This window comes from Variovorax sp. PEI5 (genome assembly GCF_056679935.1).
The window spans coordinates 463,707-490,345 of record NZ_CM155257.1; the positions used below are offsets into that span (position 1 = coordinate 463,707).

25 protein-coding genes and 1 tRNA gene are annotated in these 26,639 nt (G+C 67.8%); 17 read left to right on the plus strand and 9 right to left on the minus strand.

The genetic code is table 11. From position 1 onward, the window contains the following. Positions 1-43 precede the first annotated feature (43 nt). From cobA to AC1MLT_RS02175, 7 genes are all read right to left on the minus strand, one after another. Positions 44-880, minus strand: a complete 837-nt coding sequence (gene cobA / locus AC1MLT_RS02145) for a uroporphyrinogen-III C-methyltransferase (RefSeq protein ID WP_481033644.1) — start codon at positions 878-880, stop codon at positions 44-46. Then, positions 877-1,782 carry a DNA-binding protein YbiB gene (gene ybiB / locus AC1MLT_RS02150; RefSeq protein WP_481033645.1) on the minus strand — a complete coding sequence of 302 codons (906 nt, stop codon included), beginning with the start codon at positions 1,780-1,782 and terminating at the stop codon, positions 877-879. Before ybiB ends, cobA begins: the two co-directional genes overlap by 4 nt. Positions 1,783-1,857: 75 nt before the next feature. Continuing rightward, on the minus strand, positions 1,858-2,748 hold the full coding sequence (locus AC1MLT_RS02155) for a GAF domain-containing protein (protein WP_481033646.1): 891 nt from the start codon (positions 2,746-2,748) through the stop codon (positions 1,858-1,860). A 28-nt stretch (positions 2,749-2,776) separates the two neighbouring features. After that, entirely contained in the window at positions 2,777-3,601 is an 825-nt protein-coding gene (locus tag AC1MLT_RS02160) for an ABC transporter ATP-binding protein (RefSeq protein ID WP_481033647.1), read from the minus strand. Beyond that, positions 3,598-4,500: a nitrate ABC transporter permease gene (ntrB, locus tag AC1MLT_RS02165; protein ID WP_481033648.1), complete on the minus strand. Its 903-nt coding sequence runs from the start codon at positions 4,498-4,500 to the stop codon at positions 3,598-3,600. The genes AC1MLT_RS02160 and ntrB overlap by 4 nt, the downstream gene beginning before the upstream one ends. 11 nt (positions 4,501-4,511) lie before the next feature. Next, positions 4,512-5,756, minus strand: a complete 1,245-nt coding sequence (locus AC1MLT_RS02170) for a CmpA/NrtA family ABC transporter substrate-binding protein (protein ID WP_481033649.1) — start codon at positions 5,754-5,756, stop codon at positions 4,512-4,514. Positions 5,757-6,027: 271 nt separating this feature from the next. Beyond that, positions 6,028-7,341 carry a nitrate- and nitrite sensing domain-containing protein gene (locus AC1MLT_RS02175; protein WP_481033650.1) on the minus strand — a complete coding sequence of 438 codons (1,314 nt, stop codon included), beginning with the start codon at positions 7,339-7,341 and terminating at the stop codon, positions 6,028-6,030. Positions 7,342-7,403: 62 nt separating this feature from the next. On the opposite strand from AC1MLT_RS02175, the gene tsaD reads away from it, so the two are divergent. Beyond that, the gene (tsaD, locus tag AC1MLT_RS02180) at positions 7,404-8,450 is read left to right on the plus strand and encodes a tRNA (adenosine(37)-N6)-threonylcarbamoyltransferase complex transferase subunit TsaD (protein WP_481033651.1); all 1,047 of its coding nucleotides are present in this window, start codon (positions 7,404-7,406) and stop codon (positions 8,448-8,450) included. Between the two features lie 31 nt (positions 8,451-8,481). On the opposite strand, the gene AC1MLT_RS02185 is transcribed toward tsaD, so the two are convergent. Further along, complete coding sequence (locus tag AC1MLT_RS02185) at positions 8,482-9,177, minus strand: phospholipase D family nuclease (RefSeq protein WP_481033652.1); 696 nt, start codon at positions 9,175-9,177, stop codon at positions 8,482-8,484. After that, positions 9,167-9,721, minus strand: coding sequence for an alpha/beta hydrolase (locus AC1MLT_RS02190; RefSeq protein WP_481033653.1), 555 nt, complete (start codon positions 9,719-9,721; stop codon positions 9,167-9,169). The genes AC1MLT_RS02185 and AC1MLT_RS02190 overlap by 11 nt, the downstream gene beginning before the upstream one ends. Before the next feature lie 709 nt (positions 9,722-10,430). Between AC1MLT_RS02190 and AC1MLT_RS02195 the strand changes: the two genes are divergently transcribed. The 16 genes from AC1MLT_RS02195 (at position 10,431) to nuoH (ending at position 26,633) form a co-directional block, all read left to right on the plus strand. Beyond that, positions 10,431-11,705: a branched-chain amino acid ABC transporter substrate-binding protein gene (locus tag AC1MLT_RS02195; protein ID WP_481033654.1), complete on the plus strand. Its 1,275-nt coding sequence runs from the start codon at positions 10,431-10,433 to the stop codon at positions 11,703-11,705. Positions 11,706-11,712: 7 nt separating this feature from the next. Beyond that, the gene (locus AC1MLT_RS02200) at positions 11,713-12,954 is read left to right on the plus strand and encodes a pyridoxal phosphate-dependent aminotransferase (RefSeq protein ID WP_481033655.1); all 1,242 of its coding nucleotides are present in this window, start codon (positions 11,713-11,715) and stop codon (positions 12,952-12,954) included. 155 nt (positions 12,955-13,109) lie between these two features. Continuing rightward, positions 13,110-13,376, plus strand: a complete 267-nt coding sequence (gene rpsO / locus AC1MLT_RS02205; protein WP_007837783.1) for a 30S ribosomal protein S15 — start codon at positions 13,110-13,112, stop codon at positions 13,374-13,376. A 263-nt stretch (positions 13,377-13,639) separates the two neighbouring features. Further along, positions 13,640-16,036, plus strand: a complete 2,397-nt coding sequence (gene pnp / locus AC1MLT_RS02210; RefSeq protein ID WP_481033656.1) for a polyribonucleotide nucleotidyltransferase — start codon at positions 13,640-13,642, stop codon at positions 16,034-16,036. Between the two features lie 78 nt (positions 16,037-16,114). Beyond that, positions 16,115-17,125: an NAD(P)H-quinone oxidoreductase gene (locus AC1MLT_RS02215; protein ID WP_481033657.1), complete on the plus strand. Its 1,011-nt coding sequence runs from the start codon at positions 16,115-16,117 to the stop codon at positions 17,123-17,125. A gap of 20 nt (positions 17,126-17,145) precedes the next feature. Then, the gene (gene tpiA, locus AC1MLT_RS02220) at positions 17,146-17,895 is read left to right on the plus strand and encodes a triose-phosphate isomerase (RefSeq protein WP_481033658.1); all 750 of its coding nucleotides are present in this window, start codon (positions 17,146-17,148) and stop codon (positions 17,893-17,895) included. Positions 17,896-17,931: 36 nt separating this feature from the next. Then, positions 17,932-18,393: a preprotein translocase subunit SecG gene (gene secG, locus AC1MLT_RS02225; RefSeq protein WP_481033659.1), complete on the plus strand. Its 462-nt coding sequence runs from the start codon at positions 17,932-17,934 to the stop codon at positions 18,391-18,393. Positions 18,394-18,509: 116 nt separating this feature from the next. Continuing rightward, positions 18,510-18,594 (plus strand) — tRNA-Leu (locus tag AC1MLT_RS02230). 67 nt (positions 18,595-18,661) lie between these two features. Continuing rightward, positions 18,662-19,021, plus strand: a complete 360-nt coding sequence (locus AC1MLT_RS02235) for an NADH-quinone oxidoreductase subunit A (protein WP_481033660.1) — start codon at positions 18,662-18,664, stop codon at positions 19,019-19,021. 50 nt (positions 19,022-19,071) lie between these two features. Continuing rightward, entirely contained in the window at positions 19,072-19,554 is a 483-nt protein-coding gene (locus tag AC1MLT_RS02240) for a NuoB/complex I 20 kDa subunit family protein (RefSeq protein WP_140839331.1), read from the plus strand. 12 nt (positions 19,555-19,566) lie between these two features. Further along, positions 19,567-20,193 carry an NADH-quinone oxidoreductase subunit C gene (locus AC1MLT_RS02245; RefSeq protein ID WP_481033661.1) on the plus strand — a complete coding sequence of 209 codons (627 nt, stop codon included), beginning with the start codon at positions 19,567-19,569 and terminating at the stop codon, positions 20,191-20,193. A gap of 6 nt (positions 20,194-20,199) precedes the next feature. Next, positions 20,200-21,453, plus strand: a complete 1,254-nt coding sequence (locus AC1MLT_RS02250) for an NADH-quinone oxidoreductase subunit D (protein WP_481033662.1) — start codon at positions 20,200-20,202, stop codon at positions 21,451-21,453. After that, entirely contained in the window at positions 21,450-21,998 is a 549-nt protein-coding gene (nuoE, locus tag AC1MLT_RS02255; RefSeq protein WP_481033663.1) for an NADH-quinone oxidoreductase subunit NuoE, read from the plus strand. The genes AC1MLT_RS02250 and nuoE overlap by 4 nt, the downstream gene beginning before the upstream one ends. After that, entirely contained in the window at positions 21,995-23,335 is a 1,341-nt protein-coding gene (gene nuoF, locus AC1MLT_RS02260; RefSeq protein WP_481033664.1) for an NADH-quinone oxidoreductase subunit NuoF, read from the plus strand. Before nuoE ends, nuoF begins: the two co-directional genes overlap by 4 nt. A gap of 23 nt (positions 23,336-23,358) precedes the next feature. Then, positions 23,359-25,560, plus strand: coding sequence for an NADH-quinone oxidoreductase subunit NuoG (nuoG, locus tag AC1MLT_RS02265; RefSeq protein ID WP_481033665.1), 2,202 nt, complete (start codon positions 23,359-23,361; stop codon positions 25,558-25,560). After that, positions 25,557-26,633 carry an NADH-quinone oxidoreductase subunit NuoH gene (gene nuoH / locus AC1MLT_RS02270; protein WP_481033666.1) on the plus strand — a complete coding sequence of 359 codons (1,077 nt, stop codon included), beginning with the start codon at positions 25,557-25,559 and terminating at the stop codon, positions 26,631-26,633. The genes nuoG and nuoH overlap by 4 nt, the downstream gene beginning before the upstream one ends. The last annotated feature ends 6 nt before the right edge of the window (positions 26,634-26,639 follow it).

Here is a 26,639-nt window from a genome sequence, read left to right on the forward strand (position 1 = left end):
AGCAACCGGCGTGGCCGGTGCGCGTGGACGGGTCGGGAGCGGATCAGCCCTGCCGCCGGGAGTCTGGAGAGTCCAGGGCGGCTGGCGTGCCGGCGGTCGTCGTCGGCAGTGCCGCGGCGGCCAGGCCGCGCAGCACGTCGCCCACCACGATCACCGAGGGGCTGCCCAGTCCGGCCTCGCCGATGGCCGTCGCCAGCCGCTCCAGGGTGGTGGCCACGTGGCGCTGGTGGGGCAGGCTGGCATGCTGGATCACCGCCACCGGCGTGCTCCCGGGCAGGCCGTGCAGCAGCTCGCCCTGGATGTGCGCCGCGCCGGCCACGCCCATGTAGACCACCAGGGTCAGGCGCGCGTCGCGCACCAGGGCCGCCAGGGCGCGCCAGTCGGTCGGGTCCTGCGGCGCGGCCGCGCCGGTCTTGGCATGGCCGGTGACGAACACCACGCCCTGGGCGTGGTCGCGGTGGGTCAGCGGCACGCCCAGCGAGGTGACCGCGGCGAGTCCGGCGGTGATGCCGTTGACCACCGCCACCTCGATGCCGGCCGCGCGCAGGTGCTCGACCTCCTCGCCGCCGCGCCCGAAGATGAACGGGTCGCCACCCTTGAGGCGCACCACCGTCTCGCCCGCGCGCACGGCCGTGATCATGAGCTTCTCGATGAAGGCCTGGGGCGTGCTCTTGCAGCCGCCTCGCTTGCCCACGTGGACGATGCGCGCGTCGGGGCGCGCGTGGGCCGTGACGATCTCCTCGTTGACCAGGTCGTCGACGAACAGCACCGTCGCCGCGCCGATGGCCCTGACGGCCTTGAGGGTCAGCAGCTCCGGGTCGCCCGGGCCGGCGCCCACCAGGGTGCAGCGGCCCGAGGAGGAAAGGCAGGGGTTCGTCATGCGCGCGCCGCCAGTCCGACGATGAACTCGACCTGCCGCGCGATGGCCGGCGGCAGCGGCGCCTCGCCGGCCAGCACGGCACGGGTGTAGGCGGCCGTGGTCGCGATGTCGATCTCCGTCGGCAGGCCTTCGACCTCCGGCGCGGTGCCGGGCTGCTGCGCCTGCAGTTCGATGCGCTCGCCATGCACGAAGCCGTCGATCTGCGCCGTGCGCCGGGGATCGGAGACCACCTCGCCTTCGAGCCCGCGCGAGAGCAGGGCGGTCGCGCCCACCAGCTCGAAGGTCTCGCCCATGGTGCGCGCGTATTCGGGATGGGTGTAGCTCGCCACCACCACGCATGGTCCGGCGGTCGGCCGGATCAGCTTGGTCACGCTGTGGGCCGGATTGCGCAGGCCGACCACGCGGCGCACGTCGAGCAGCCGCTTGAGCGCCGGGTTGAGGAGCTCGGTCGGCGCGAAGGCGACCTCGCCCGCCGCGATGGACCGCATCCGCTCGAGCGGCGCCACGCCCAGCGCCTCCAGCACGCCCGAGGCCAGCACGCGGCTCGCCTCGGTGGCCGTGCCATGCACCAGCACCGGCAGGCCTTCGCGCGCGACCAGCAGGGCCAGCAGCGGCGTGAGCACCGGCAGCTTGCGCGCGCCGTTGTAGCTCGGCAGCGAGACCAGCGCGCGCTCGCCCGGCGGCACCGGCACGAGCCGGGCGTGGGTGGCGTCGAGGAAACCCGCCATCTCCTGCGGCGTCTCGCCCTTGATGCGCATCGCGAGGCAGAACGCGCCGATCTCCAGGTCGGTGACGTTGCCGTCGAGCACCTGGCCGAACAGATCGGCCGCCTGCTCGCGCGCGAGCGGCTTGGCGCCCCGCGCGCCCCGGCCGATTTCCTTGATGTAGTGACTGATTCCCATGGGTAGGCGGGATTGTCCCGCAAGGCTTATGCCGGAACCGGTCCGGGCTTATGCATCGTCGGGTCGGTCGTGGCCTCAGAGCCGCAGGGCGACCACCGCCGTCACGCGGCCGCGCGGCGCCACCGGGATGGCGATGGTCGCGCCATCCACGCACGGCACGCCGGTGACGAAGGCCTGGGCGAGCGGGCTGTCGCCCGTCGCCGTCCATGCGACGCTGCCCGGCGTCGGCGTGGCCGCCTCCCGCGTCTCCTCGGAGAAGCCGAAGGTGCGCTGCAGCCGCGTTCCCTCGGCATCGGGCTCCCAGGTCTCCACGCGCCGGGCGATCGGCGTGGCCAGCGCGGAGAGAAAGGCCAGGACGAAGTTCGAACCGTCCAGCGTCGAACACGGGATGGCGAAGCCACGGTTGATGCCCACCTTCACGGCGCCATCGGCGCGCAGGAAACCCGAACCCTTGCCCAGATCGGGCAGGAACACGGGCTTGTGCCGCTCCCAGGCCATGCCCGGCAGGCCGTTGCCCTTGCGGAAGGCGGTGGCGCGCGAGATGAATTCGAAGGTGTCGCCGGTGGTGCCGTAGTAGCCGTCGACCAAGGTCATGTCGTGCGACTCCTCCGGGTCGTTGCCCCAGAGCTCGATGGCGCCGGCATGCGCCTCGTCGTCGCCGCAGAAGAACACCACCACGGCCGCGAGGCGCGCGCCCCGGAAGATCGGCAGCGCGATGCCGCAGGTCAGGCCGACGGCGCGGGCGGCATCGACGCGGCGGAAGTAGGAGCCCTCGAGACGCGCAAGCACGATCGGGCGACCGCTGGCCCAGGCCCGGCCGGGCAGTCCTTCGCCGCGGGCGAAGGACAGGCCGGCGCTGGCGTCGGCGAGGACGGCGGCCTCGCCGAACAGGCCGCCGCCGAACGTCAGTCGCGTGCCCCCGGCATCGGGGATCCAGTACTCGACGACGCGGATGAAGGTCTTCATGGCATGGGTCCTTCCGGCGCGACGGGCTTCAGGCCGCCTTCTCCACGTGCCCCTGGCGCGTGTAGAGGAAGTCGATCACCGCCTTGCGGTAATGGACGTAGTGGCGATCCTCCGCCAGCGCCACGCGGTTGCGCGGCCGCTCGAGGTCGATGCTGAGCACCTCGCCGATGGTCGCCGAGGGGCCGTTGGTCATCATCACGATCTTGTCGGACAGCAGCACCGCCTCGTCGACGTCGTGCGTGACCATGACCACCGTGCTGCGCGTCTTCTGCACGATCGCCAGCAACTCGTCCTGCAGCCGGGCCCGGGTGAGGGCGTCGAGCGCGCCGAAGGGCTCGTCCATCAGCAGCACCTTGGGTTCCATGGCCAGCGCCCGGGCGATGCCCACGCGCTGCTTCATGCCGCCGGAGATCTCGCCCGGGCGCTTGCCGGCCGCCGGCGTGAGGCCGACCAGCGCCAGCGCCGCGTCGGTGCGCGCCTTGAGCTGCGCGCGGTTCTCGGTCGCCGCGAAGACGCGCTCGACGCCGAGGAAGACGTTCTCGTGGCAGGTGAGCCAGGGCAGCAGCGAGTGGTTCTGGAACACCACCGCGCGTTCCGGACCGGGCCCGGCGATCTCGCGGCCGGCGCACAGCAGCACGCCATGCGTCGGCCGGGTCAGGCCGGCGATGAGGTTGAGCAGGGTCGACTTGCCGCAGCCCGAGTGGCCGATCAGCGCGACGAATTCGCCCTTGGCGACCGTCAGGTGGATGTCGCGCAGGGCCTGGAAGCTGCCCTTGGGCGTCTTGAAGGTCTGCTCGACGTCCTGGATGTCGATGAACCTGCGTTCGGTGGGGAGTTCCGGTGGGGCGATCATGATTTCACCTCTTCGAAAGTGAATGCGGTGGCGATCCTGACGAGCGCGAATTCCAGGATCAGGCCGACGATGCCGATCACGAAGATCGCGATGATGATGTTCTTGACGTTGAGGTTGTTCCACTCGTCCCAGACCCAGAAGCCGATGCCGACGCCACCGGTCAGCATCTCGGCCGCGACGATCACCAGCCACGCGGTGCCCACGGCCAGCCGCACGCCGGTCAGCATGTAGGGCAGCACGGCCGGGAACAGGATCTTGGTGATGATCTTCCACTCGCTCAGGTTGAGCACGCGGGCGACGTTCATGTAGTCGCTGGGCACGCGCTGCACGCCCACGGCGGTGTTGATGACCATGGGCCAGATCGAGCAGATGAAGATGGTCCAGATGGCCGCCGGGTTGGCGCCCTTGAAGACCAGCAGCCCGATCGGCAGCCAGGCGAGCGGCGAGACCGGGCGCAGCAGACTGATCAACGGGCCGAACATGCGCGACATGAACTCGAAGCGGCCGATGGCGAAGCCCGCCGGAATGCCCACCACCGCGGCCAGGCCGAAGCCCAGCGCCACGCGCTGCAGCGACGCCAGCACGTTCCAGCCGACGCCCTGGTCGTTCGGTCCCTTGCTGTAGAACGGATCGCTGAAGACCTGCAGGGCCTGCAGCCAGGTCTCCCAGGGATCGGGGAAGCTGCCGGCGCTGCCGCGGGCGATCAGCTCCCATACCAGGAGCAGCACGCCGAAGCCGGCGAGCGGCGGCAGCACGCGCATCCAGAAGCGACGCAGGTCCGGCGGCCGGCGGCCGCGCGATGCGACGGGAGCCGGGGCGGGGGTCGCGTGGAGACCGGCGGCGGCTGGCGGGGCGGCCACCGGAACGTCGAGCGGGGGATGGAAGACGGCACTGACCATGGGGTTCTCCTTCAGACTTTGATCTTGAAACCGTCGGCATAGGCCTGGGGATTGCGGCCGTCCCACACGACGCCGTCCATCAGCTTGCTGCTGCGCATCGTTTCCTTGGGCACGGGCGTCCTGGAGGCGGCGGCGGCCTGCTTGTAGAGCTCGATCTGGTTGATCTCGGTGGCGACCTTGAGATAGTCGGGATGCGCCTTGAGCAAGCCCCAGCGCTTGTGCTGCGTGAGGAACCACATGCCATCGGACAGATAGGGAAAGCCGACGGCGCCGTCGCCATAGAACTTCATGTGGTTGGGGTCGTCCCAGTTCCTGCCCAGGCCGTTGGTGTAGCGGCCCAGGATGCGCTGGTTGATGGCGTCGACGCTGGTGTTGACATAGCTCTTGTCGGCGATCGTCTCGGCCATCTTGTTCTTGTTCTGCAGGCTCGAGTCGATCCATCGGCCCGCCTCCAGCAGCGCGGCGGTCACGGCGCGCGCCGTGTGGGGGTTCTTCCTGGCGAACTCGGCGGTGCATCCGAGCACCTTTTCGGGGTGGTCCTTCCAGATGTCCTGCGTCGTCACGGCGGTGATGCCGATGCCGTCCATGATGGCGCGCTGGCCCCACGGCTCGCCCACGCAGTAGCCGTCCATGTTGCCGATGCGCATGTTGGCCACCATCTGCGGCGGCGGCACCACGATCGACTTGGCGTCCTGGACCGGGTTGATGCCGTGGGCCGCCAGCCAGTAGTTGAGCCACATCGCATGGGTGCCGGTCGGGAAGGTCTGGGCGAAGATGTATTCGCGCTTCTCCGCGCCCATGAGCCTGGCCAGCGAGGTGCCGTCGACCGCGCCCTTGTCGGCCAGCTTCTTCGACAGCGTGATGGCCTGGCCGTTGTTGTTGAGGGTCATCAGGACGGCCATGTCCTTCTTGGGGCCGCTCACGCCCAGGTGCACGCCGTAGACCAGTCCGTAGAGGACGTGGGCGAAATCGAGATCGCCATTGACCAGCTTGTCGCGCACGCCGGCCCAGCTGGCTTCCTTGCTCGGCACGATCTTCACGCCGTACTTCTTGTCGATGCCCAGCACCGAGGCCATCACCACGCTGGCGCAGTCGGTCAGCGGGATGAAGCCGATCTTCACTTCCTCCTTCTCGGGCTTGTCGGAGCCCTGGGCGTAGACGGCGGCGCGCAACGCGGGGTCGATCGCCACGGCGCCGACGGCGGCGGCCCGCAGGACGGCGCGGCGGCTCAATCGGGGATTCATCGAATCTGTCATGCGAACGGGCTCCAGAAGGAAGAAGAGGGACCAAGAGGGAAGACGAGGACCAGGGAAGAAATGGATCCACGAAAAAAAAAGGCGTCCGCATCACGCTGCGCCGGCCCACGGGGGCGGGTGCTGCGGATACGGACGCCTTTGTCCGGTCGAGGAGCCGCGACCGCCGTTGGAAGCCGCTCCTCGCATGCGGGCCACCGATGGCCCGTGCCTCCTCCCGGATGCAAACCGCATGCCAGCTTTCGGCATGGCGATCCGGGGTGCCGTGCACCAATCAGGCCCGTTTCGGCGTCACGGCTGCTGGCAGGTACTCGGCCATCGCCAGCACCGATTCGGCGACGTCGACCAGGCGGCGGTTCTGGTTCATGGCGGTCTGGCGCAGCATCTTGTGCGCGTCCTGCTCGCTCAGCTGCCGATGCGCCATCAGCAGGCCCTTCGCGCGCTCGACCAGCTTGCGCTCGTTGAGGGTCGCGCGCACCGTATCGAGCTCGTCGCTCATCGCCTGCAGCCGGTCCGACTGGTCACGCACCAGATCGAGGATCGAGCGTTCCAGCTGGCGGCCGTACAGCGCCGGGTTGCCGGGAGGTGGTGCGGCGACGACCGCCTGGGGAGTGTCGAAGAAGGCGTTGGGCACCGGCGACGGGCTGTCGGCGAGGCGTATCAGCAGGGCCTCGTGCGCGGCCAGTTCGGTGCGCGCGCCACGGGTCTTGGCATCGCAGAGCCGCCGCAGGTCGTCGGCCAGGCGTTCCTCGACCGTCTGCATGGCATCGATGCGACGCGTGCAGCAGTCGAACCAGGCCGCGCTCATCTCGGGGTCCAGCGGCGCGCCCGGCGGCGCCGCGCAGGCGATGCGGCGCATGCGCTCGAGCTCGGCCATCTGGGCCGGCGCCAGGTTGGCCAGCCATTGCGCCTCCAGCGCGGGCCCGGCGAATTCGGCGAAGACCTGGAAGCAGCGTTCCTGCGACTCGATCAGGTCAAGCCAGTCCTGCTGGCGCGCCCGTTCGTTGCGACCGGAGGCGAAGGCGACGCCGCCACAGGCGCGTTCCTGGCCGGCGAATTCCTTGCCCTGCATGAAATTGAACATCGCCGCGAGCAGGCGCGAGATCTCCGGATCGGTCGCGCCATCGGCGGCTTCGAACACCACCGCGAGCCAGCCCGCGACCAGGCGACCATAGGCGGCGGTGGCATCGGCCACCGGCAGCGCCAGCGCGCCGATGCGATCGCGCAGGCCGGGCAGGGCGTCCAGCCCGGGCAGCACCCAGGCGATGCGGCTGAACAGGCGGGCGCCGTTGCGCAGGTGGATGCCCGGGGCCGGCGATCGTGTCCCGTCGCCCGGCCCCTCCAGTCGATCGAGCCGGACGCGCACTTCCCGTTCCAGGTGCTCGCTGCACGCGATCTGCGCTTCGCGCTCGGCCACGAAGCGCCGGCCGCCGGAGGCCAGCACCACGTTCGAGAGTCCGCGCTCGCGCTGCAGCGCATGCACCAGCCGCCCGATGGCGCCGACGAGCTCGCTCGTGCGACCGAGCTGGTCGAGTTCGTCGATCTCGCAGCGCAGGGCGGCGACCAGGAAGCTCAGTCCGGATTTCATCTTGGGAAGGGCATCGAGCAACAACCGTGCCTCGCCGGCGACGGCCCCCTACACTCGACCGCATGCTGGTCCTCGGAATCGAATCCTCCTGCGACGAAACGGGCGTGGCCCTGGTCGAAACCCGCGACGCCACCGCGTTGCCGGTGCTGCTGTCCCATGCGCTGCACAGCCAGATCGCCATGCACCAGGCCTATGGCGGCGTGGTGCCCGAACTCGCGAGCCGCGACCACATCCGCCGCGTCCTGCCGCTCGCCCGCGCCGTCTTCGACGAGGCCGGGCGGGCCCTGGCCGATGTCGACGTGGTCGCCTACACGCGCGGTCCGGGCCTGGCCGGCGCGCTGCTGGTGGGCGCCGGCGTCGCCTGCGCGCTCGGCGCGGCGCTCGATCGCCCGGTGCTGGGCGTGCATCACCTCGAAGGGCATCTGCTGTCGCCATTCCTGAGCGCGGACGCACCCGAGTTTCCCTTCGTCGCCCTGCTGGTCTCGGGCGGCCACACGCAGCTGATGCGCGTCGATGGCGTGGGCCGCTACGAGATCCTGGGCGAGACCATCGACGATGCCGCCGGCGAGGCCTTCGACAAGTCGGCCAAGCTGCTGGGGCTGCCTTATCCGGGCGGCCCGTGGCTGGCCCGGCTGGCCGAGACGGGCGATCCGGCGGCCTTCAGATTGCCGCGGCCGCTGCTGCACAGCGGCGACCTCGATTTCTCGTTCGCCGGCCTGAAGACGGCCGTGCTGACGCAGGCGAAGAAGCTCGGTGGCGACCTCGAGGCACGCAAGGCCGACCTGGCGGCGTCGACCCAGGCGGCGATCGTGGAGGTGCTGCTGCGCAAGTCGCTGGCCGCGCTCGATCGCACCGGGCTGAAGCGTCTGGTGGTGGCTGGTGGCGTCGGCGCCAACGCGGTCCTGCGCTCGCAGCTCGACGCGGCCTGCGCGGCGCGGCGGGTGCGGGTGCACTACCCGGAACTCCATCTGTGCACCGACAACGGCGCCATGATCGCCATGGCCGCGGCGATGCGGCTGCAGGCCGGCGTGCAGTCGGCCACCACCGGCTATGCCTTCGACGTCAAGCCGCGTTGGCCGCTCGACCGGGTGACCGACGCCGTGGCCTGAGCGGCGCCGGATCGCGGTCGGCGTCGTCGCGTCAGTGCGGCGCTTCGTCCGGGACGCGGTCCTCGAAGACCATGCCGGGCGAGTAGGGGACGGACTCCTGGCGCAGGCGGTCGAACTCCCCGGCATAGGTGCCGGCGAGCGCTGTCCAGTGCCGGAACAGGTTGAAGTTCTCGGCGTTGTGCCGCGCGCCGGCCTGGGTGAAGTTCATCGAGCCGAAGCCGACCGTGTCCTCGTCGACGACCAGGAACTTGTGGTGCATCACCGGATAGCGCGCATTGATCCAGAGCGGCACGCCCTGGTTGTGGAAGTAGGTCGCGCTGGAATAGGTGAGCGTGGCCTGGGAACGGTCGAGCACCACCCGCACGTCGATGCCGCGCCGGAAGGCCTGATCGAGCGCGCGCGCGATGGTCGACGAGGTGAAGTAGTAGCCGGCGATCCAGACCCGCACGCGCGCGCCGTCGATGAGATCGGCCACAGCCCGGTCGGTGCGGCCGCCGGGCGAGAAGAAGACATCGACCGTGGCGTGCGCCGAGGGTGGCGGCATCGGCACGGCGGTCGCGGCCGGCCTGGTCGCCACGGGCGCGGGCGTGGTCGTGGTCCGCGCGGAACTCGCGGGCGGCATCGAGAACATCACGATGCCCGTCAGCAGGGCGCCCCACAGGCCGATGAGGCCGCGGCGTCCCGGCGTGTGGTCGGGACGAGCCGGCACGACCGGCTCAGTGCGCATGCGCCAGGGCAGGGGCCTCGACCCGTGGCAGCGGCAGGTTCGGGAGCAGGTCCTGCCACAGTGCCGACCACACCGGCCAGTCGTGACCGCCCTGCGCCGTGAAGACATGGCCGGCCGGCAGCACGTCGGCGAGCAACTGGTGGTTGGGAGCGAAGCGATCGGCCAGGCCATAGCCCAGATAGAGCGGCGGCAGTTCCGCGGCGGCATCCGGTGCCGCGTAGCGCTGGAGCCAGGGCCAGAGCTTGCGGTCGACCTCCTCGTCCGGCGGCGGGCCCTCGGGGTTCTTCCAGAGCCGCAGGCCACCCGCCTTCTGGATCTCGGCGCCGACCGGACGGCGACCGAGGTAGGGCGCCAGCACGATGATGCCTTCGACCAGGCCCGGCTGCGCCAGTTCGTGGGTCAGGGCGCCGAAACCGCCGATCGAGATGCCGACCAGCCAGATCGACTTGTAACCCTGGCTGCGCGCCGGCGCCAGCACGTCACGCGTCAGACGCGGAATAAAGGTCTGATCGTAGTAATACGATACGTTCGCATCGACCAACATGACATCTGCTGCAAAACCATGATGGCGTACGCCGCTCACGAAGCCCTCACGCTCGAATTCTTCAGGCTTGAGAAAGGCACCAGGCAAAAAGACGAGCAAAGTATCAGCGCGATGTCCCGGTGTCAGCGCATGCAGATGTGTATCCAACGAAATCCCCTGAATGACGGGGACTCCGCTGCCACGGTTTGTCAGCGTTATCGCGACGTCAAATTAATAAATAGGTTCCTGTGATTCAATCAATCAAGTGATTTTTTACACAGGTTGCTCATTCGAACATAAAAACTAGAAATAAGTGATAACTGACATGAAATATCAGATTTCGCTGATTGCAAAATTGTAGAAAAAAGTGTTGCAATCTAAATTAATGTCATACATTGGTTTTAGTTTTTAGTTGAAATTTGTGCCTCGAGCTGTTGTCGGATCGCCGCAGTTTGGGGATCCGTGAGCTCGTGGGGCCGCTGAAGTGTCCTGCAGAAGCATGGGTGTATTTTTTCAGCAACACTTTTTTTCACGTGTTCCTGAGGCCGGCATCCTTCGGCGCGGGTGGAAAGGCGGGCCTGGGGTTGGCGTCGAGAGCGGGTGGGACGTCCCTTACACTGCGCGGCCTTCAAGTTCCCCGGCGTGCGCCACGGCCCCGGGATCCTCGCCAGCGGCGCGACGGACGCACGCCTCTTCTTTCATGTCCCTTCGTTTTTCCCATCGCCGTCGCATGCTGGGCCTCGCGGCGACATCGCTGTACGCCGCATGGACCGCAGTCCCTGCCATCGCCGCCGCGCCGGCCGTGCCCGCCGTCGCCCTGCCGCCGATCCGGCTGGCCCTGATCGAGACCCTGAGTGGATCGTTCGCCAACACTGGCGAGGCGGTGTTCCGCAATCTCCTGTGGGCCGTCGAACGCGTCAACGCCAGAGGCGGCGTTCCGCTGCCTGGAGGCGCGCGTCTGCTGGCGCTCGACCGTTACGACAGCAAGGGCCAGAACGAGGAGGCGCTGTCGGCACTGAGGGCGGCCATCGACGACGGCGCCCGCATCGTGCTGCAGGGCAATTCCTCCGCCACGGCGGCCGCGCTGATCGACGCCATCGACAAGAACAACGAGCGCGATCCGGCGCGCCGCGTGCTGTTCCTGAACTATTCGGCGGTCGATCCGGTGCTCACGAACGAGCGCTGCAGCTTCTGGCACTTCCGCTTCGACGCCCATGCCGACATGCGCGTGACGGCCCTGATGCAGATGGTGAAGGACGACCGGGCGCTGCAGCGTGCCTACCTGATCGGGCAGGACTACAGCTTCGGCCAGTCGGTGCTGCGCGAGTCCAGGCGCCAGCTCGGTGCCCTGCGGCCCGATGTCCAGGTGGTGGGCGACGAACTGCATCCGCTCGGACGCGTCAAGGATTTCGCTCCCTACGCCAGCAAGATCATGGCCAGTGGCGCCCAGGCGGTCATCACGGGCAACTGGGGCAACGACCTGACCCTGCTGGTCAAGGCCGCCCGTGAAGCCGGTTTCAACGGCACCTTCTATACCTTCTACGGCAACGCCCTGGGCGCGCCGGCGGCCATCGGCGACGCCGGGATCGGCCGCGTGGTGGCCGTGGCGGACTGGCTGCCCAACGTGCGGACCGACGCCTCGGAAGCTTTCTACCGTGCCTTCCGCACGCGTTTCCCCAAGCCGGCCGACGACTACGTCCACATGCGCATGCAATTGCTGGTGGAGGCGCTGGCGCAGGCGATCGCCGCCGCCGGCAGCGTCGACACCGTGGCGGTCGCGCGCGCCCTGGAGCGCGCCGACGTGACGCTGGCTGGCCAGCGGGGCCGCATGCGGGCGGCCGACCACCAGTTCCAGCAGAGCCTGGTCGTCGGCGTGATGGACCGCCAGGGCACCGATGGGGTCCGGTTCGACGTCGAGGGCTCGGGCTATGGCTTCCGCGTCGTCAAGACGGTGGCGGCCGAGCGCGCCGAGATGCCCACCACCTGCCGCATGCAGCGGCCCTGACGCCCCGATGCCGCGCGACCGGTCGCACGGCGTTTCCCATGGCACGACGACCCCTGACCACGCTTCACCCAGAAAGATCGCCCTCATGCGCCAGGCCATCCACGATCTCCAGGCTTCCAAGATCCGCGAAGTCGCCAATGCCGGGCTGGGACGCGACGACGTGCTCGCGTTCTGGTTCGGCGAGAGCGACGAGGTCACCCCCGACGTCGTGAGACAGGCGGCGATCGACTCGCTGCAGCGGGGCGAGACCTTCTATGCCCACAACCTGGGGCTGCCGGAACTGCGCGCCGCCATCGCGCGCTACACCAGCGCGCTGCATCCGGCGGTCGATGCTTCCCGCATCGCGATCACGTCGGGTGGCGTCAACGCGCTGATGCTGGCGGTGCAGGCCCTGGTGGACGCCGGCGACGAGGTGGTCGCGATCACGCCGGTCTGGCCCAACCTGGTGGCGCAGTCGGCCATCATGGGGGCCGAAGTGCGCTGCGTCGCGCTGCGGCCGGTCGACGGCGCCTGGACGCTGGACCTCGATGCGCTGCGCCGCGCCATCACGCCGCGCACCCGGCTGCTGATCGTCAACGCACCCAACAATCCCACCGGCTGGACGCTCACGCGCGACGAGCAGCAGGCCATCCTCGATCACTGTCGCGTCACCGGGACCTGGATCCTGGCCGACGAGGTCTACGAACGCCTGTATTTCGAGCCGACGGCCAATGCCTGCGCGCCCAGCTTCCTGGACCTCGCGACGGCCGACGATCGCCTGGTGGTCGCCCACAGCTTCTCCAAGAGCTTCCTGATGACCGGCTGGCGCCTGGGCTGGCTGGTGGTGCCGCCGGCGCTGATCGAGGGCATTGGCAAGCTGATCGAGTTCAACACCTCGTGCACGAGCGTCTTCACCCAGCGCGCGGGCATCGCCGCGCTGGCGCACGGCGACGAGATCACGCCTCGCGTCGTCGCGCATCTCAAGGCCTGCCGCGACGTGCTGGTGCCGCTGCTCGCCGGCCTGCCGGGCGTGCAGGTGGCGCCGGCGCGTGGGGGCATGTATGCGTTCTTCCGCCTCGAAGGCTTCGGCGACTCGCTCGAGGTCGCCAAGCGCCTGGTCGCCGAGGCCGGACTCGGCCTGGCGCCCGGCAACGCCTTCGGCGACGAGGCGCAGGGCTGGCTGCGCTGGTGCTTCGCCTCCCGCGATCCCCAGCGCCTGGTGCAGGGCGTCGCCCGCCTGGAGAAGTGGCTGACCGCGCAAGGCCGCTAGACCGGCCGATCGCCGGCGCCGCCCGGCGACCCGGGCGCTGCAGCCACCGCCCGGCGCGGGCTATAATCCAAAGGCTTTGCATGCCGCAAGGCGCACGGTGCAGGCAGTTCCAGCGCGCACCGCAAGTCAAACATCCCGGAACAGGAAACACACACATGATCGCAGCCTCCATCAAGGCCGAAGTCGTCAAGGACAACGCCCGCGCCGCCAACGACACCGGCAGCCCCGAAGTCCAGGTCGCACTGCTGACCGCCCGCATCAACGAACTCACCCCCCACTTCAAGACCCATGCCAAGGATCACCATGGCCGCCGCGGTCTGCTGCGCATGGTGAGCCGTCGCCGCAAGCTCCTCGACTACCTCAAGTCCAAGGATGCCGACCGCTACACCGCACTGATCGCGAAGCTGGGTCTGCGCAAGTAATCCGATCCGCACGAAAAAACGCCTGGGTTAGTCCGCTAGCTCAGGCGTTTTTTACTTCGCGAACCGCTGAATCGTCATCTCCGGAGTGCCGCACAGAGCGAAGCTGTGTCATTCCAACGAATTTCGGATGCCCATCGTCGGCGCCGAGCCTCGCTGGAATGGCATCGTGTTCTGGAAGCGTTCCGAATCCCCGGCGGCAGTCGGCCGGCACAACGTCTTTTTGCGACGGCCGGTCCCTCCGCCCTCAACACAGGAGCTAACACATGAGCCTCTTCAACAAAGTCACCAAGTCGTTCCAGTGGGGCGGCAAGACCGTCGTCCTCGAAACCGGTGAGATCGCCCGCCAGGCCAGCGGCGCCGTCGTCGTCGACATCGAAGGCACCGTGGTGCTGGCGACCGTCGTCGCCTCCAAGTCGGCCAAGCCCGGCCAGGACTTCTTCCCGCTGACGGTCGACTACATCGAGAAGACCTATGCCGCCGGCAAGATCCCCGGCAGCTTCTTCAAGCGCGAAGCCAAGCCCAGCGAGCACGAGACGCTCACCAGCCGCCTGATCGACCGCCCGATCCGTCCGCTGTTCCCCGAAGGTTTCCTGAACGAAGTCCACGTGGTCATCCACACGCTGTCGCTCAACCCCGAGGTCGATGCCGACATCGCCGCGATGATCGGCGTCTCCGCCGCCCTGTCGGTCTCCGGCGTGCCGTTCAGCGGCCCCATCGGCGCGGCGCGCGTGGGCTACATCAACGGCGAATACGTCCTGAACCCCGGCCAGACGGCGCGCAAGGATTCGCAGATGGACCTGGTCGTCGCCGGCACCGAATCGGCCGTGCTGATGGTCGAGTCCGAGGCGCTGCAGCTGAGCGAGGAGATCATGCTCGGTGGCGTGGTGTTCGGCCACGAGCAGGCGGCCATCGCCATCAACGCCATCCACGAACTCGTGCGCGACGCCGGCAAGCCGGTGTGGGACTGGCAGGCACCGGCCGAGGACGAGGCTTTCGTGGCCAAGGTCAATGGCCTGGCCGAGGAGAAGCTGCGCGCGGTCTACCAGATCCGCAGCAAGCAGGCCCGCACCCAGGCGCTGCGCGAGGCCAATGCCGGCGTGATGGCGGCCCTCAAGGAAAGCGGTGAGCCCTTCGATGCCGGCAAGGTCAGCGACCTGCTGTTCGCGATCGAGAGCCGCATCGTGCGCAGCCAGATCCTCGAAGGCGAGCCGCGCATCGACGGTCGCGACACGCGCACCGTGCGCCCGATCGAGATCCGCAGCTCGGTCCTGCCGCGCACCCACGGCTCGGCCCTGTTCACGCGTGGCGAGACGCAGGCGCTGGTCGTCACCACGCTCGGCACGGAACGCGACGCGCAGCGCATCGATGCGCTCTCGGGCGACTACGAGGACCGCTTCCTGTTCCACTACAACATGCCTCCCTTCGCCACCGGTGAGGTCGGCCGCATGGGCTCGACCAAGCGCCGCGAGATCGGCCATGGCCGGCTGGCCAAGCGCGCTCTTGTCGCCGTGCTGCCGAGCAAGGAGGACTTCCCCTACACCGTGCGCGTGGTCTCGGAGATCACCGAATCCAACGGCTCCTCGTCGATGGCCTCGGTCTGCGGCGGCTGCCTGTCGCTGATGGATGCTGGCGTGCCGGTGAAGGCGCACGTGGCGGGCATCGCCATGGGCCTGATCAAGGAAGGCAACCGCTTCGCGGTGCTGACCGACATCCTGGGCGACGAGGACCACCTCGGCGACATGGACTTCAAGGTGGCCGGCACCACCGCCGGCATCACGGCGCTGCAGATGGACATCAAGATCCAGGGCATCACCAAGGAGATCATGCAGGTCGCGCTGGCCCAGGCCAAGGAGGCACGCGTGCACATCCTGGGCAAGATGCAGGAAGCCCAGGGCTCGGCCAATGTCGAGGTGTCGCAGTTCGCGCCCCGCATGACCACGCTCAAGATCAATCCCGAGAAGATCCGTGACGTGATCGGCAAGGGCGGCGCCGTCATCCGCGGCCTGCAGGAAGAGACCGGCACGACGATCAACATCGACGAGGACGGCACCATCACCATCGCCTCGACCGATCCGGAGAAGGCGGAGATCGCCAAGAAGCGCATCGAGCAGATCACGGCGGAAGTCGAGATCGGCAAGATCTACGAAGGCCCGGTCACCAAGATCCTGGACTTCGGCGCCCTGATCAACCTGCTGCCGGGCAAGGATGGCCTGCTGCACATCAGCCAGATCGCCCACGAGCGCGTCGAGCGCGTGCAGGACTACCTGACCGAAGGCCAGATGGTCAAGGTCAAGGTCCTGGAGACCGACGAGAAGGGCCGCGTCAAGCTGTCGCTCAAGGCCCTGACGGAGCGTCCGGCCGGCATGGAATTCCAGGAACGCGCACCGCGCGAGGACCGTGGCGGCGAGCGTCGCGAGCGTCCGGACCGTGGCGAGCGCAACGACCGTGGTGATCGCGGCGACCGTGCACCGCGCGGCGAGCGCGCGCCCCGGTTCGACAATGGCAACCCCGGTGGCAACGAGCGTGGTGGCGAGCAGCAGCAGGCACCGCAGCAGCCGCAACCCCAGCACGCGCTCTACCCGGAGCAGGCACAGGTCGAACTGCAGCGCCCCGCGCCGCAGGACTTCCCGCGCGGCGACCGCAACGACCCGCAATCCTGATCGACGGCGGCGGGCGACCGCTCGCCGCACGGATCACGCGACGCCTCCGCGAGGAGCGTCCCAGCCTGGAGAAAGCCCATGAAAGCCATCGAGATCACGACATTCGGAGCGCCCGAGGTCCTGCGTGCCGTCGAGCGGCCCGCACCGGTCGCGGGTGCCGGTGAACTGCTGATCCGCGTGGCGGCCAGCGGAGTGAACCGGCCCGACGTGCTGCAGCGCACCGGCAACTACCCGGTGCCACCCGGCGCTTCGGACCTGCCCGGCCTCGAGGTCGCGGGCGAGATCGTCGCCGGCGACGCCAAAGCCATGGCCACGGCCGGACTGTCGGTCGGCGATCACGTCTGCGCCCTGGTCGCGGGCGGCGGCTATGCCGAGCTGTGCGTGGCTCCCGTCGTGCAATGCCTGCCGGTGCCCGAGGGCTGGAGCGACGTCGAGGCTGCCACGCTGCCGGAGACCTTCTTCACCGTCTGGAGCAACGTCTTCATGCGCGGGCGCTTGCAGCGCGGCGAGACCCTGCTGGTGCAGGGCGGATCGAGCGGCATCGGCGTCACGGCGATCCAGCTCGGCAAGGCCATGGGCGCGACGGTCATCGTGACGGCCGGCAGCGATGAGAAGTGCGAGGCCTGCAAGGCCTTCGGCGCCGATCACGCCATCAACTACAAGACCGCCGACTTTGTCGAGGAAGTCAAGCGCCTGACCGGCGGCAAGGGCGTCGACGTGGTGCTCGACATGGTCGCCGGCAGCTACGTGGCGCGCGAGATCGAATGCCTGGCCGACGACGGTCGCATCGTCATCATCGCCGTGCAGGGCGGTGTCAAGGGCGAGATCAATGCCGGCCAGGTGCTGCGTCGGCGGCTGACCATCACCGGCTCGACCTTGCGGCCCCGACCGGTGGCATTCAAGGGTGAGATCGCGGCGGCGCTGCGCGAGACCGTCTGGCCGCTGCTGGAGAGCGGCGTCATCAAGCCGGCCATCCACAGCAATTTCGTCGCCCTCGGCGACACGGCGGGTGGGCCGAGCGGAGCCGCGCGAGCCCACGAGCTCATGGAATCGAACCAGCACATCGGCAAGATCGTGCTGACCTGGTGACCCCACACAACGAGATCGAAATGACGAATAGGAAGCTGATTGCTGGCAACTGGAAGATGAACGGCAGTCTCGCCGCCAACGAGGCCCTGGTCGGCGCCCTGCGGCGCGACATCGGCGCGCCGGCCTGCGACGTGGCGCTGTGCGTGCCGGCGCCGTACCTGGCGCAGGTGCAGGCCCTGGTGGCGGGATCGCCGCTGGCGCTCGGAGCGCAGGACATCTCGGCCCGTCCCCATGGTGCCTTCACCGGAGAGAAGTCGGCTTCCATGCTGAAGGAATTCGGCGTGCGCTATGCCATCGTGGGTCATTCGGAGCGCCGCGAATACCATCGCGAGGCCGACGATCATGTGGCCGCCAAGGCCGCGGCCGCGCTCGGCGCGGGCATCACCCCAATCGTCTGCGTCGGCGAGACGCTGGCCGAACGCGAAGCAGGGCAGACCGAGGAGATCGTGAAGCGGCAGCTGGCCGCCGTCATCCATCTCAACGGCCATTGCATCAGCGAGATCGTGGTCGCCTACGAGCCCGTGTGGGCCATCGGCACGGGCAGGACGGCGACGCCCGAACAGGCGCAGTCGGTGCACGCCGTGCTGCGCGCCCAGCTGCATCACGCGGCGAGCGAGCATGCCGCCGGCATCCGCATCCTCTATGGCGGCAGCATGAACGCCGCCAATGCCGCGGACCTGCTCGCGCAGCCGGACATCGATGGCGGCCTGATCGGCGGCGCCTCGCTCAAGGCGCCGGACTTTCTGCAGATCATCGCCGCGGCCCGCTGAGGCATGCGCGGCCGTTTCAACAAGGAGTAGATAACAATGAACGTGGTTCTCAACATACTGGTCGGCGTGCAGATGCTGACCGCGCTGGTGATGATCGGACTGATCCTGATCCAGCACGGCAAGGGTGCCGACATGGGCGCGGCATTCGGCAGCGGCAGCGCGGGGAGCCTGTTCGGCGCCAGCGGCAGCGCCAATTTCCTGTCGCGCACGACAGCGGTCCTCGCCGCCGTCTTCTTCGCGACCACATTGCTGCTCGCGTACTTCAGCCACGCCCGTCCGGTGGGTGGCGGCAGCCTGCTCGAGAGAGCCACGACGGGGACACCGATCCCGGCCACGGTGCCTGCGTCCGCGCCGGCATCGACCGGGGCCGCATCGCAGATTCCCGCTGGCAATCCGACGTCCGTCGCTCCGGCGGCGCCCGCCGTCCAGGCGGTGCCTGCTCCGGCGGTGGTGCCGGCGCCGGCCGCACCGGCTTCGGGCAGCGGATCGACGCAATAATCTGTCATGATCCTTGCATCCGAATGGCAATCCGGATGTATTTCAGGGTAAACTCTTAAGCTGTCCGGAAAGCCAAAAACTCTTGGGTTCCTCATGCCATTCGGACAGTCAAAACCGCGGTCGTGGTGAAATTGGTAGACACGCTATCTTGAGGGGGTAGTGGCGAAAGCTGTGCGAGTTCGAGTCTCGCCGACCGCACCAAATCTCACTGGCAAATGGCAGCAGCAACGGCTGCTGTTTGCTGGTGGCAAGCGGTGATAGAACAACGATGAATCTCGATTCCTACCTCCCCGTCCTGTTGTTCATCCTGGTCGGCATCGGGGTCGGCATCGCTCCCCAGGCACTGGGTTATCTGTTGGGGCCCAATCGGCCTGATGCAGCCAAAAATTCCCCCTACGAGTGCGGCTTCGAAGCGTTCGAGAACGCTCGCATGCAGTTCGACGTCCGCTACTACCTCGTCGCCATCCTCTTCATCCTTTTCGATCTCGAGATCGCCTTCCTGTTTCCCTGGGCCGTCGCGCTCAAGGAAGTCGGCGCGGCCGGTTTCTGGGCGGTCGTCATCTTCCTGGCGATCCTGGTCGTGGGCTTCGCCTACGAGTGGAAGAAGGGCGCTCTCGACTGGGAGTAGCGATCGCCTGCGCGGCTGCGGCCGCACCCACGAAAAAACAAGGTACAGCCATGGCCATTGAAGGCGTTTTCAAAGAAGGTTTCGTCACCACGTCGTACGACTCCGTGGTGAACTGGGCCAAGACCGGTTCGCTGTGGCCCATGACCTTCGGTCTGGCCTGCTGCGCGGTGGAAATGATGCATGCGGCAGCCGCACGCTACGACATCGGCCGTTTCGGCGCGGAAGTGTTCCGTGCCAGTCCCCGTCAGTCCGATCTCATGATCGTCGCTGGCACGCTGTGCAACAAGATGGCCCCCGCGCTGCGCAAGGTCTATGACCAGATGGCCGAGCCACGCTGGGTGCTGTCGATGGGTTCGTGCGCCAATGGCGGCGGCTACTACCACTACAGCTATTCGGTGGTGCGCGGCTGCGACCGCATCGTGCCGGTCGACGTCTACGTGCCCGGCTGCCCGCCGACGGCGGAGGCCCTGATCTACGGGATCATCCAGCTGCAGCAGAAGGTGCGTCGCACCAACACCATCGCGCGCGCGTAAGAGGGCACGTCCATGACAGTTTTTGCGATCGATCCGGCCGCGCTCAAGGCGTCGGTGGAGCTGGCCCTCGGCGACAAGCTCAAGAGCGCCACCGTGGCCCTCGGCGAATTGACGGTGGTCGTCAAGGCGGCCGACTACCTGGACGCGATGCGCATCCTGCGCGACGCGCCGGAGTGCAGATTCGAACAGCTGATGGACCTCTGCGGGGTCGACTACTCGGCCTACCGCGACAGCGTCTGGGAAGGGCTGCGCTATGCCGTGGTGGTGCACCTGCTGTCGACGAGCCTGAACCAGCGCGTGCGCGTCAAGGTCTTCTGCACCGACGACGACTTCCCGGTGCTGCCCTCGGTGATGCAGCTCTGGAGCTCGGTCAACTGGTTCGAACGCGAAGCCTTCGACCTGTTCGGCATCGTGTTCGAGGGCCACGAGGACCTGCGCCGCATCCTGACCGACTACGGATTCATCGGTCATCCGTTCCGCAAGGACTTCCCGCTCAACGGCAATGTCGAGATGCGTTACGACGAAGAGCTCAAGCGCGTCGTCTACCAGTCCGTCACCATCGAGTCGCGCGAGGTCACGCCGCGCATCATCCGCGAGGAAAACTACGGGGGCCCGGCATCCAAGGTCATGCCCCGGTGATCGAACATGGCTGAAATCAAGAACTACACGCTCAACCTCGGTCCGCAGCATCCGGCGGCGCATGGCGTGCTGCGCCTGGTGCTCGAACTCGACGGCGAAGTCGTCCAGCGCGCCGACCCGCACATCGGCCTGCTGCATCGCGCGACGGAGAAGCTCGCCGAGGGCAAGACCTACATCCAGTCGCTGCCCTACATGGACCGTCTCGACTACGTGTCGATGATGAGCAACGAGCATGCCTACTGCCTGGCGATCGAGAAGCTCCTGGGCCTCGAGGTGCCACTGCGCGCGCAGTACATTCGCGTCATGTTCGGCGAGATCACGCGCCTGCTCAACCACCTCATGTGGCTGGGTTCGCACGGCAACGACTGCGGCAGCTCGACGATCCTGATCTATGCGTTCCGCGAGCGCGAGGACCTGTTCGACATCTACGAGGCGGTCTCGGGCGCGCGCATGCATGCGGCCTATTTCCGTCCCGGCGGCGTCTATCGCGACCTGCCCGATGCGATGCCGCAGTACAAGGTCAGCAAGATCAAGAACGCCAAGGCCCTGGCGCGCATGAACGAGAACCGCAGTGGTTCGGTGCTCGACTTCATCGACGACTTCACGCAGCGGTTCGAGAAGCACGTGGACGAGTACCACACGCTGCTGACCGACAACCGCATCTGGAAGCAGCGCACCGTGGGCATCGGCGTCATGTCGCCCGAGCGCGCGCTGAACCTGGGCCTGACGGGCCCGATGCTGCGCGGATCGGGCATCGCCTGGGACCTGCGCAAGAAGCAGCCCTACGACGTCTACGATCGCATGGACTTCGACATCCCGGTGGGCAAGACCGGCGACTGCTACGACCGCTACCTCGTGCGCATGGAGGAGATGGTGCAGTCCAACCGCATCATCAAGCAGTGCGTCGATTGGCTCAAGGCCAATCCGGGCCCGGTCATCACCGACAACCACAAGGTGGCCGCGCCCGCCCGGGAGTCGATGAAGGCCAACATGGAAGAGCTGATCCATCACTTCAAGCTCTTCACCGAAGGCTTTCACGTGCCCGAAGGCGAAGCCTACGCCGCGGTGGAGCACCCCAAGGGCGAGTTCGGCATCTACCTCCTGAGCGACGGCGCCAACAAGCCCTATCGCCTGAAGATCCGCGCTCCCGGCTTCGCGCACCTCGCCGCGCTCGACGAACTCACGCGCGGCCACATGATCGCCGACACCGTCGCCATCATCGGCACGCTCGACATCGTGTTTGGAGAAATCGACCGATGAATGACAACACCCCCGCTCCGGCAGCCGTGCCGCCGCTGTCGGAAGCCACGCACGAGCGCTTCGCGCGCGAAATCGCCAAGTACCCGCCCGACCAGGCGCAGTCGGCCGTCATGGCCTGCCTGGCCATCGTGCAGCAGGAGCATGGCCACGTGAGTCCGGAGCACGAGAAGGTGGTCGCCGACGTGCTCGGCATGCCCCAGATCGCCGTGCACGAGGTCACGACCTTCTACAACATGTACAACCAGCGTCCGATCGGCCGCTTCAAGCTCAACGTCTGCACCAACCTGCCGTGCCAGCTGCGCGACGGCGAGAAGGCCCTGGCGCACCTGGAGAAGAAGCTCGGCATCGGCATGGGCGGCACCACCGCCGATGGTCTCTTCACGCTGCAGCAGAGCGAATGCCTGGGCGCCTGCGCCGATTCGCCCGTGATGCTGGTCAACGACCGCACGATGTGCAGCTTCATGACCAGCGAGAAGCTCGATCAACTGGTCGACGGGTTGCGCGCCTGCGCGCATCCGGCGGCATCGAACGGGGAATCCGCATGACGCCCGACCAAGTCCTCGAACAGTTCCGCGCGACCGGCGTCCAGACCTGTTTCCACGACCGCCACATCGAGCCGCAGATCTATGCCGGCCTCGACGGCACCAACTGGCGCCTGGCCGACTACGAGGCGCGCGGCGGTTACAAGGCACTGCGCAAGATCCTCACCGAAGGCATGACGCCCGACCAGGTGATCGCCGAGGTCAAGGGTTCGGGCCTGCGCGGCCGCGGCGGCGCGGGCTTCCCGACCGGCCTGAAGTGGAGCTTCATGCCCCGCCAGTTCCCGGGCCAGAAGTACCTCGTCTGCAATTCCGACGAAGGCGAGCCCGGTACCTGCAAGGACCGCGACATCCTGCAGTTCAACCCGCACATCGTGATCGAGGGCATGGCCATCGCCGCCTTCGCCATGGGCATCAGCGTCGGCTACAACTACATCCACGGCGAGATCTTCGGCACCTACGAGCGATTCGAGGAAGCGCTGGAGGAGGCGCGTGCCGCCGGTTACCTGGGCGATGCCATCATGGGCAGCGGCTACAACTTCCAGCTGCACGCGGCGCATGGCTTCGGCGCCTACATCTGCGGCGAGGAGACGGCCCTGCTGGAATCGCTCGAAGGCAAGAAGGGCCAGCCGCGCTTCAAGCCGCCGTTCCCGGCCAGCTTCGGCCTCTACGGCAAGCCGACCACGATCAACAACACCGAGACCTTCGCGGCGGTGCCCTGGATCATCCTCAACGGCGGACCGGCCTATCTCGCGTGCGGCAAGCCCAACAACGGCGGCACCAAGATCTATTCGGTCAGCGGCGACGTCGAGATGCCCGGCAACTACGAGGTGCCCATGGGCACGCCGTTCTCCAAATTGCTCGAGCTCGCCGGCGGCGTGCGCAAGGGACGCCAGCTGAAGGCCGTGATCCCGGGCGGATCGTCGTCGCCCGTGCTGCCCGCATCCATCATGATGGACTGCACCATGGACTACGACTCGATCGCCAAGGCCGGCTCGATGCTGGGCTCGGGCGCCGTGATCGTCATGGACGACAGCCGCTCGATGGTCGAGTCGCTGCGGCGCCTCTCGTACTTCTACATGCACGAATCGTGCGGCCAGTGCACGCCGTGCCGCGAAGGCACGGGCTGGTTGTGGCGGGTGGTCGACCGCATCCACAACGGTCATGGCAAGCCGAGCGACATGGACCTGCTGAATTCGGTGGCCGACAACATCCAGGGCCGCACCATCTGCGCGCTGGGCGATGCCGCCGCCATGCCGGTGCGCGCCATGATCAAACATTTCCGCCACGAGTTCGAGGCACTGATCCCGGGCTACGTCGCCAAGACGCCCGTCAACGCCTGAGCACGAAACCGCGACACACACCTATGGTTGAAATCGAACTCGACGGCAAGAAGGTCGACGTGACCGAAGGCAGCATGATCATGCATGCGGCCGACAAGGCGGGCACGTACATCCCGCACTTCTGCTATCACAAGAAACTCAGCATCGCGGCCAACTGCCGCATGTGCCTGGTCGACGTGGAGAAGGCGCCCAAGCCGATGCCGGCCTGCGCCACGCCCGTCACGCAGGGCATGATCGTCCGCACCAAGAGCGACAAGGCCATCAAGGCCCAGCAGTCGGTGATGGAGTTCCTTCTCATCAACCACCCGCTGGACTGCCCGATCTGCGACCAGGGCGGCGAGTGCCAGCTGCAGGACCTGGCCGTGGGCTATGGTGGCTCCTCCTCGCGCTACGAGGAAGAGAAGCGCGTCGTCTTCCACAAGGACGTCGGCCCGCTGATCAGCATGGAGGAGATGACCCGCTGCATCCATTGCACGCGTTGCGTGCGCTTCGGCCAGGAAGTGGCCGGCGTGATGGAACTGGGCATGATTCATCGCGGCGAGCACTCCGAGATCACGACCGTGGTCGGCGACACCGTCGACTCCGAACTCTCGGGCAACATGATCGACCTGTGCCCGGTCGGCGCATTGACCAGCAAGCCGTTCCGCTACAGCGCCCGCACCTGGGAGCTGTCGCGCCGCAAGTCGATCAGTCCGCACGACTCGACCGGCGCCAACCTGATCGTCCAGGTCAAGAACAACCAGGTCATGCGCGTCGTTCCGCTCGAGAACGAGGATGTGAACGAATGCTGGCTCGCCGACCGCGACCGCTTCTCCTATGAAGCGCTCAACAGCGACGAGCGCCTGCGCCAGCCGATGCTCAAGCAGGGCGGCCAATGGCAGGCGGTGGACTGGCAGACGGCGCTCGAATACGTCGCCAACGGCCTGCGCCAGATCAAGGCCGACCATGGCGCCGGCGCGATCGGCGCATTGGTCAGCCCGCACAGCACGGTCGAGGAGATCTCCCTGGCCACGGCGCTGGTGCGCGGACTCGGCAGCGAGAACATCGATCACCGGCTGCGCCATGCCGACTTCGGCAGCTCCAAGTACATCCGCTGGCTCGGCACCTCGATCGCGTCCCTGACGACGCTCCAGCGCGTGCTGGTGGTCGGCTCCAACCTGCGCAAGGACCATCCGCTGTTCGCGCAGCGCATCCGCCAGGCCGCCCGCAAGGGCGCCGCCATCGGCGTGATCGCCTCCGAGCGCGAGCTCGCCTCGCCCGACGCCTGGGCCATGGCGCTCGCCAACGTGCACACTGCCGCCGCTGGCGACTGGGTGCAGGCGCTGGCCGACGTGGCCGCGGCCATCGGCGCGGAGAAGGGCGAGACCGCTCCGATGCGCGGCGAAGCCACCGACACCGCCAAGGCCATCGCGACCTCGCTGCTCGGCGGCGAACGCAAGGCCATCCTGCTGGGCAACGCGGCCGCGCACCATGCGGACGCCTCGCGACTGCTGGCCCTGGCCCAGTGGATCGGCGTGCAGACCGGTGCGAGCGTCGGCTACCTGACCGAAGCGGCCAACACGGTCGGCGCGCAATGGGTCGGCGCGCTGCCGGGTGCCGGCGGCCAGAACGCCGCGCAGATGCTGGCCGGCGGCGTGAAGGCGCTGCTGCTGCTCAACAACGAACCCGAATTCGATTCGGCGGCCGGTGCCCAGGTGCGCGCCGGGCTCGAGCACGCGCAGATGGTCGTCACGCTCAGCCCGTTCAAGACCAACCTGGCCTTCAGCGACGTGCTGCTGCCGATCGCGCCGTTCTCCGAGACGCCCGGCACCTTCGTCAACGCGGAAGGGCGCATTCAGAGCTTCCACGCCGTGGCCAAGCCGCTCGGCGACACGCGACCGGCCTGGAAGGTGCTGCGCGTGCTGGCGAACCTGCTGGGTGTGCAGGGCTTCGATTTCGAGACCGCGCAGGACGTGCTCGCGCACGTGCTGGGTTCGGCCGAGAACCAGAAGGCCACGCAGGTGCCGGCGGTGCTGCTGGGCAATGCCGCGCCCGAGGATTTCGACTTCGCCTCCGCGCCGGTCGTGGGCGCCGCCGAGCCGGTGGTCGCCGCCATCTATGAACTCGACGGTCTGACGCGTCGCGCGCCGTCGCTGCAACTGACCGCCGACGGACGCGGCACCCGGCACGCCGCCAAGGGCGTGCCACAAGGACAGCACGTGACGCTCGACGAGGTGGCCGCATGATCGATTCGATTCACGCCTTCGGCCAGGGGCTGATCGCCGCGCGCTGGTGGACGGCCGGCGGCTGGCCGGTGATCTGGTCGCTGATCAAGATCATCTGCGTGCTGCTGCCGCTGCTGGGCGCCGTCGCCTATCTGACATTGTGGGAGCGCAAGTTCCTGGGCTGGATCCAGGTCCGCCACGGACCCAACCGGGTCGGCCCGCTGGGCCTGCTGCAGCCGATCGCCGACGCGCTCAAGCTGCTGACCAAGGAAATCATCAGTCCCTCGGCCGCGAGCCCGGGCCTGTTCCGGCTCGGTCCGGTGATGGCGATCATGCCGGCCCTGGCGGCCTGGGTCGCGATCCCGTTCGGTCCCGAGGCCGTGCTGGCCAACGTCAACGCCGGCCTGCTGCTGATCATGGCCATCACCTCGATCGAGGTCTATGGCGTGATCATCGCCGGCTGGGCCTCGAACTCGAAGTACGCCTTCCTGGGCGCCATGCGCGCCTCGGCGCAGATGGTCAGCTACGAGATCGCCATGGGCTTCTGCCTGGTGGTCGTCATCATGGTCACGGGCAGCCTGAACCTGGGCGACGTGGTGGCCGTGCAGGGCCGTGGCATGGGCGCCGACATGGGCCTGGGCTTCCTGTCCTGGAACTGGCTGCCGCTGCTGCCGATCTTCGTCGTCTACGTGATCTCCGGCGTCGCCGAGACCAACCGCCACCCCTTCGACGTCGTCGAGGGCGAGGCGGAGATCGTGGCCGGCCACATGGTCGAGTACTCGGGCATGGGCTTCGCGATCTTCTTCCTGGCCGAATACGCCAGCATGTGGCTGGTGTCGATCCTGGCGGCGCTGATGTTCCTGGGCGGCTGGCTGTCGCCGGTGGGCTTCCTCGACTTCATCCCCGGCTGGATCTGGCTCGGCCTCAAGACCTTCTTCGTGGTGTCCACCTTCATCTGGATCCGCGGTACCTTCCCGCGCTTCCGGTATGACCAGATCATGCGTCTGGGCTGGAAGATCTTCATCCCGGTCACCCTGGTGTGGCTGCTGGTGGTCGGGGGCTGGATGCAGACGCCCTGGAACATCTGGAAATAAGCGGAG

What these genes read in the sequence shown, in the direction of transcription:
- cobA (WP_481033644.1), bottom strand. Translation starts at nt 880, where the DNA reads ATGACGAACCCCTGCCTTTCCTCCTCGGGCCGCTGCACCCTGGTGGGC.
- ybiB (WP_481033645.1), bottom strand. Translation starts at nt 1,782, where the DNA reads ATGGGAATCAGTCACTACATCAAGGAAATCGGCCGGGGCGCGCGGGGC.
- AC1MLT_RS02155 (WP_481033646.1), bottom strand. Translation starts at nt 2,748, where the DNA reads ATGAAGACCTTCATCCGCGTCGTCGAGTACTGGATCCCCGATGCCGGG.
- AC1MLT_RS02160 (WP_481033647.1), bottom strand. Translation starts at nt 3,601, where the DNA reads ATGATCGCCCCACCGGAACTCCCCACCGAACGCAGGTTCATCGACATC.
- ntrB (WP_481033648.1), bottom strand. Translation starts at nt 4,500, where the DNA reads ATGGTCAGTGCCGTCTTCCATCCCCCGCTCGACGTTCCGGTGGCCGCC.
- AC1MLT_RS02170 (WP_481033649.1), bottom strand. Translation starts at nt 5,756, where the DNA reads ATGACAGATTCGATGAATCCCCGATTGAGCCGCCGCGCCGTCCTGCGG.
- AC1MLT_RS02175 (WP_481033650.1), bottom strand. Translation starts at nt 7,341, where the DNA reads ATGAAATCCGGACTGAGCTTCCTGGTCGCCGCCCTGCGCTGCGAGATC.
- tsaD (WP_481033651.1), top strand. Translation starts at nt 7,404, where the DNA reads ATGCTGGTCCTCGGAATCGAATCCTCCTGCGACGAAACGGGCGTGGCC.
- AC1MLT_RS02185 (WP_481033652.1), bottom strand. Translation starts at nt 9,177, where the DNA reads ATGCGCACTGAGCCGGTCGTGCCGGCTCGTCCCGACCACACGCCGGGA.
- AC1MLT_RS02190 (WP_481033653.1), bottom strand. Translation starts at nt 9,721, where the DNA reads ATGTTGGTCGATGCGAACGTATCGTATTACTACGATCAGACCTTTATT.
- AC1MLT_RS02195 (WP_481033654.1), top strand. Translation starts at nt 10,431, where the DNA reads ATGCTGGGCCTCGCGGCGACATCGCTGTACGCCGCATGGACCGCAGTC.
- AC1MLT_RS02200 (WP_481033655.1), top strand. Translation starts at nt 11,713, where the DNA reads ATGCCGCGCGACCGGTCGCACGGCGTTTCCCATGGCACGACGACCCCT.
- rpsO (WP_007837783.1), top strand. Translation starts at nt 13,110, where the DNA reads ATGATCGCAGCCTCCATCAAGGCCGAAGTCGTCAAGGACAACGCCCGC.
- pnp (WP_481033656.1), top strand. Translation starts at nt 13,640, where the DNA reads ATGAGCCTCTTCAACAAAGTCACCAAGTCGTTCCAGTGGGGCGGCAAG.
- AC1MLT_RS02215 (WP_481033657.1), top strand. Translation starts at nt 16,115, where the DNA reads ATGAAAGCCATCGAGATCACGACATTCGGAGCGCCCGAGGTCCTGCGT.
- tpiA (WP_481033658.1), top strand. Translation starts at nt 17,146, where the DNA reads ATGACGAATAGGAAGCTGATTGCTGGCAACTGGAAGATGAACGGCAGT.
- secG (WP_481033659.1), top strand. Translation starts at nt 17,932, where the DNA reads ATGAACGTGGTTCTCAACATACTGGTCGGCGTGCAGATGCTGACCGCG.
- AC1MLT_RS02235 (WP_481033660.1), top strand. Translation starts at nt 18,662, where the DNA reads ATGAATCTCGATTCCTACCTCCCCGTCCTGTTGTTCATCCTGGTCGGC.
- AC1MLT_RS02240 (WP_140839331.1), top strand. Translation starts at nt 19,072, where the DNA reads ATGGCCATTGAAGGCGTTTTCAAAGAAGGTTTCGTCACCACGTCGTAC.
- AC1MLT_RS02245 (WP_481033661.1), top strand. Translation starts at nt 19,567, where the DNA reads ATGACAGTTTTTGCGATCGATCCGGCCGCGCTCAAGGCGTCGGTGGAG.
- AC1MLT_RS02250 (WP_481033662.1), top strand. Translation starts at nt 20,200, where the DNA reads ATGGCTGAAATCAAGAACTACACGCTCAACCTCGGTCCGCAGCATCCG.
- nuoE (WP_481033663.1), top strand. Translation starts at nt 21,450, where the DNA reads ATGAATGACAACACCCCCGCTCCGGCAGCCGTGCCGCCGCTGTCGGAA.
- nuoF (WP_481033664.1), top strand. Translation starts at nt 21,995, where the DNA reads ATGACGCCCGACCAAGTCCTCGAACAGTTCCGCGCGACCGGCGTCCAG.
- nuoG (WP_481033665.1), top strand. Translation starts at nt 23,359, where the DNA reads ATGGTTGAAATCGAACTCGACGGCAAGAAGGTCGACGTGACCGAAGGC.
- nuoH (WP_481033666.1), top strand. Translation starts at nt 25,557, where the DNA reads ATGATCGATTCGATTCACGCCTTCGGCCAGGGGCTGATCGCCGCGCGC.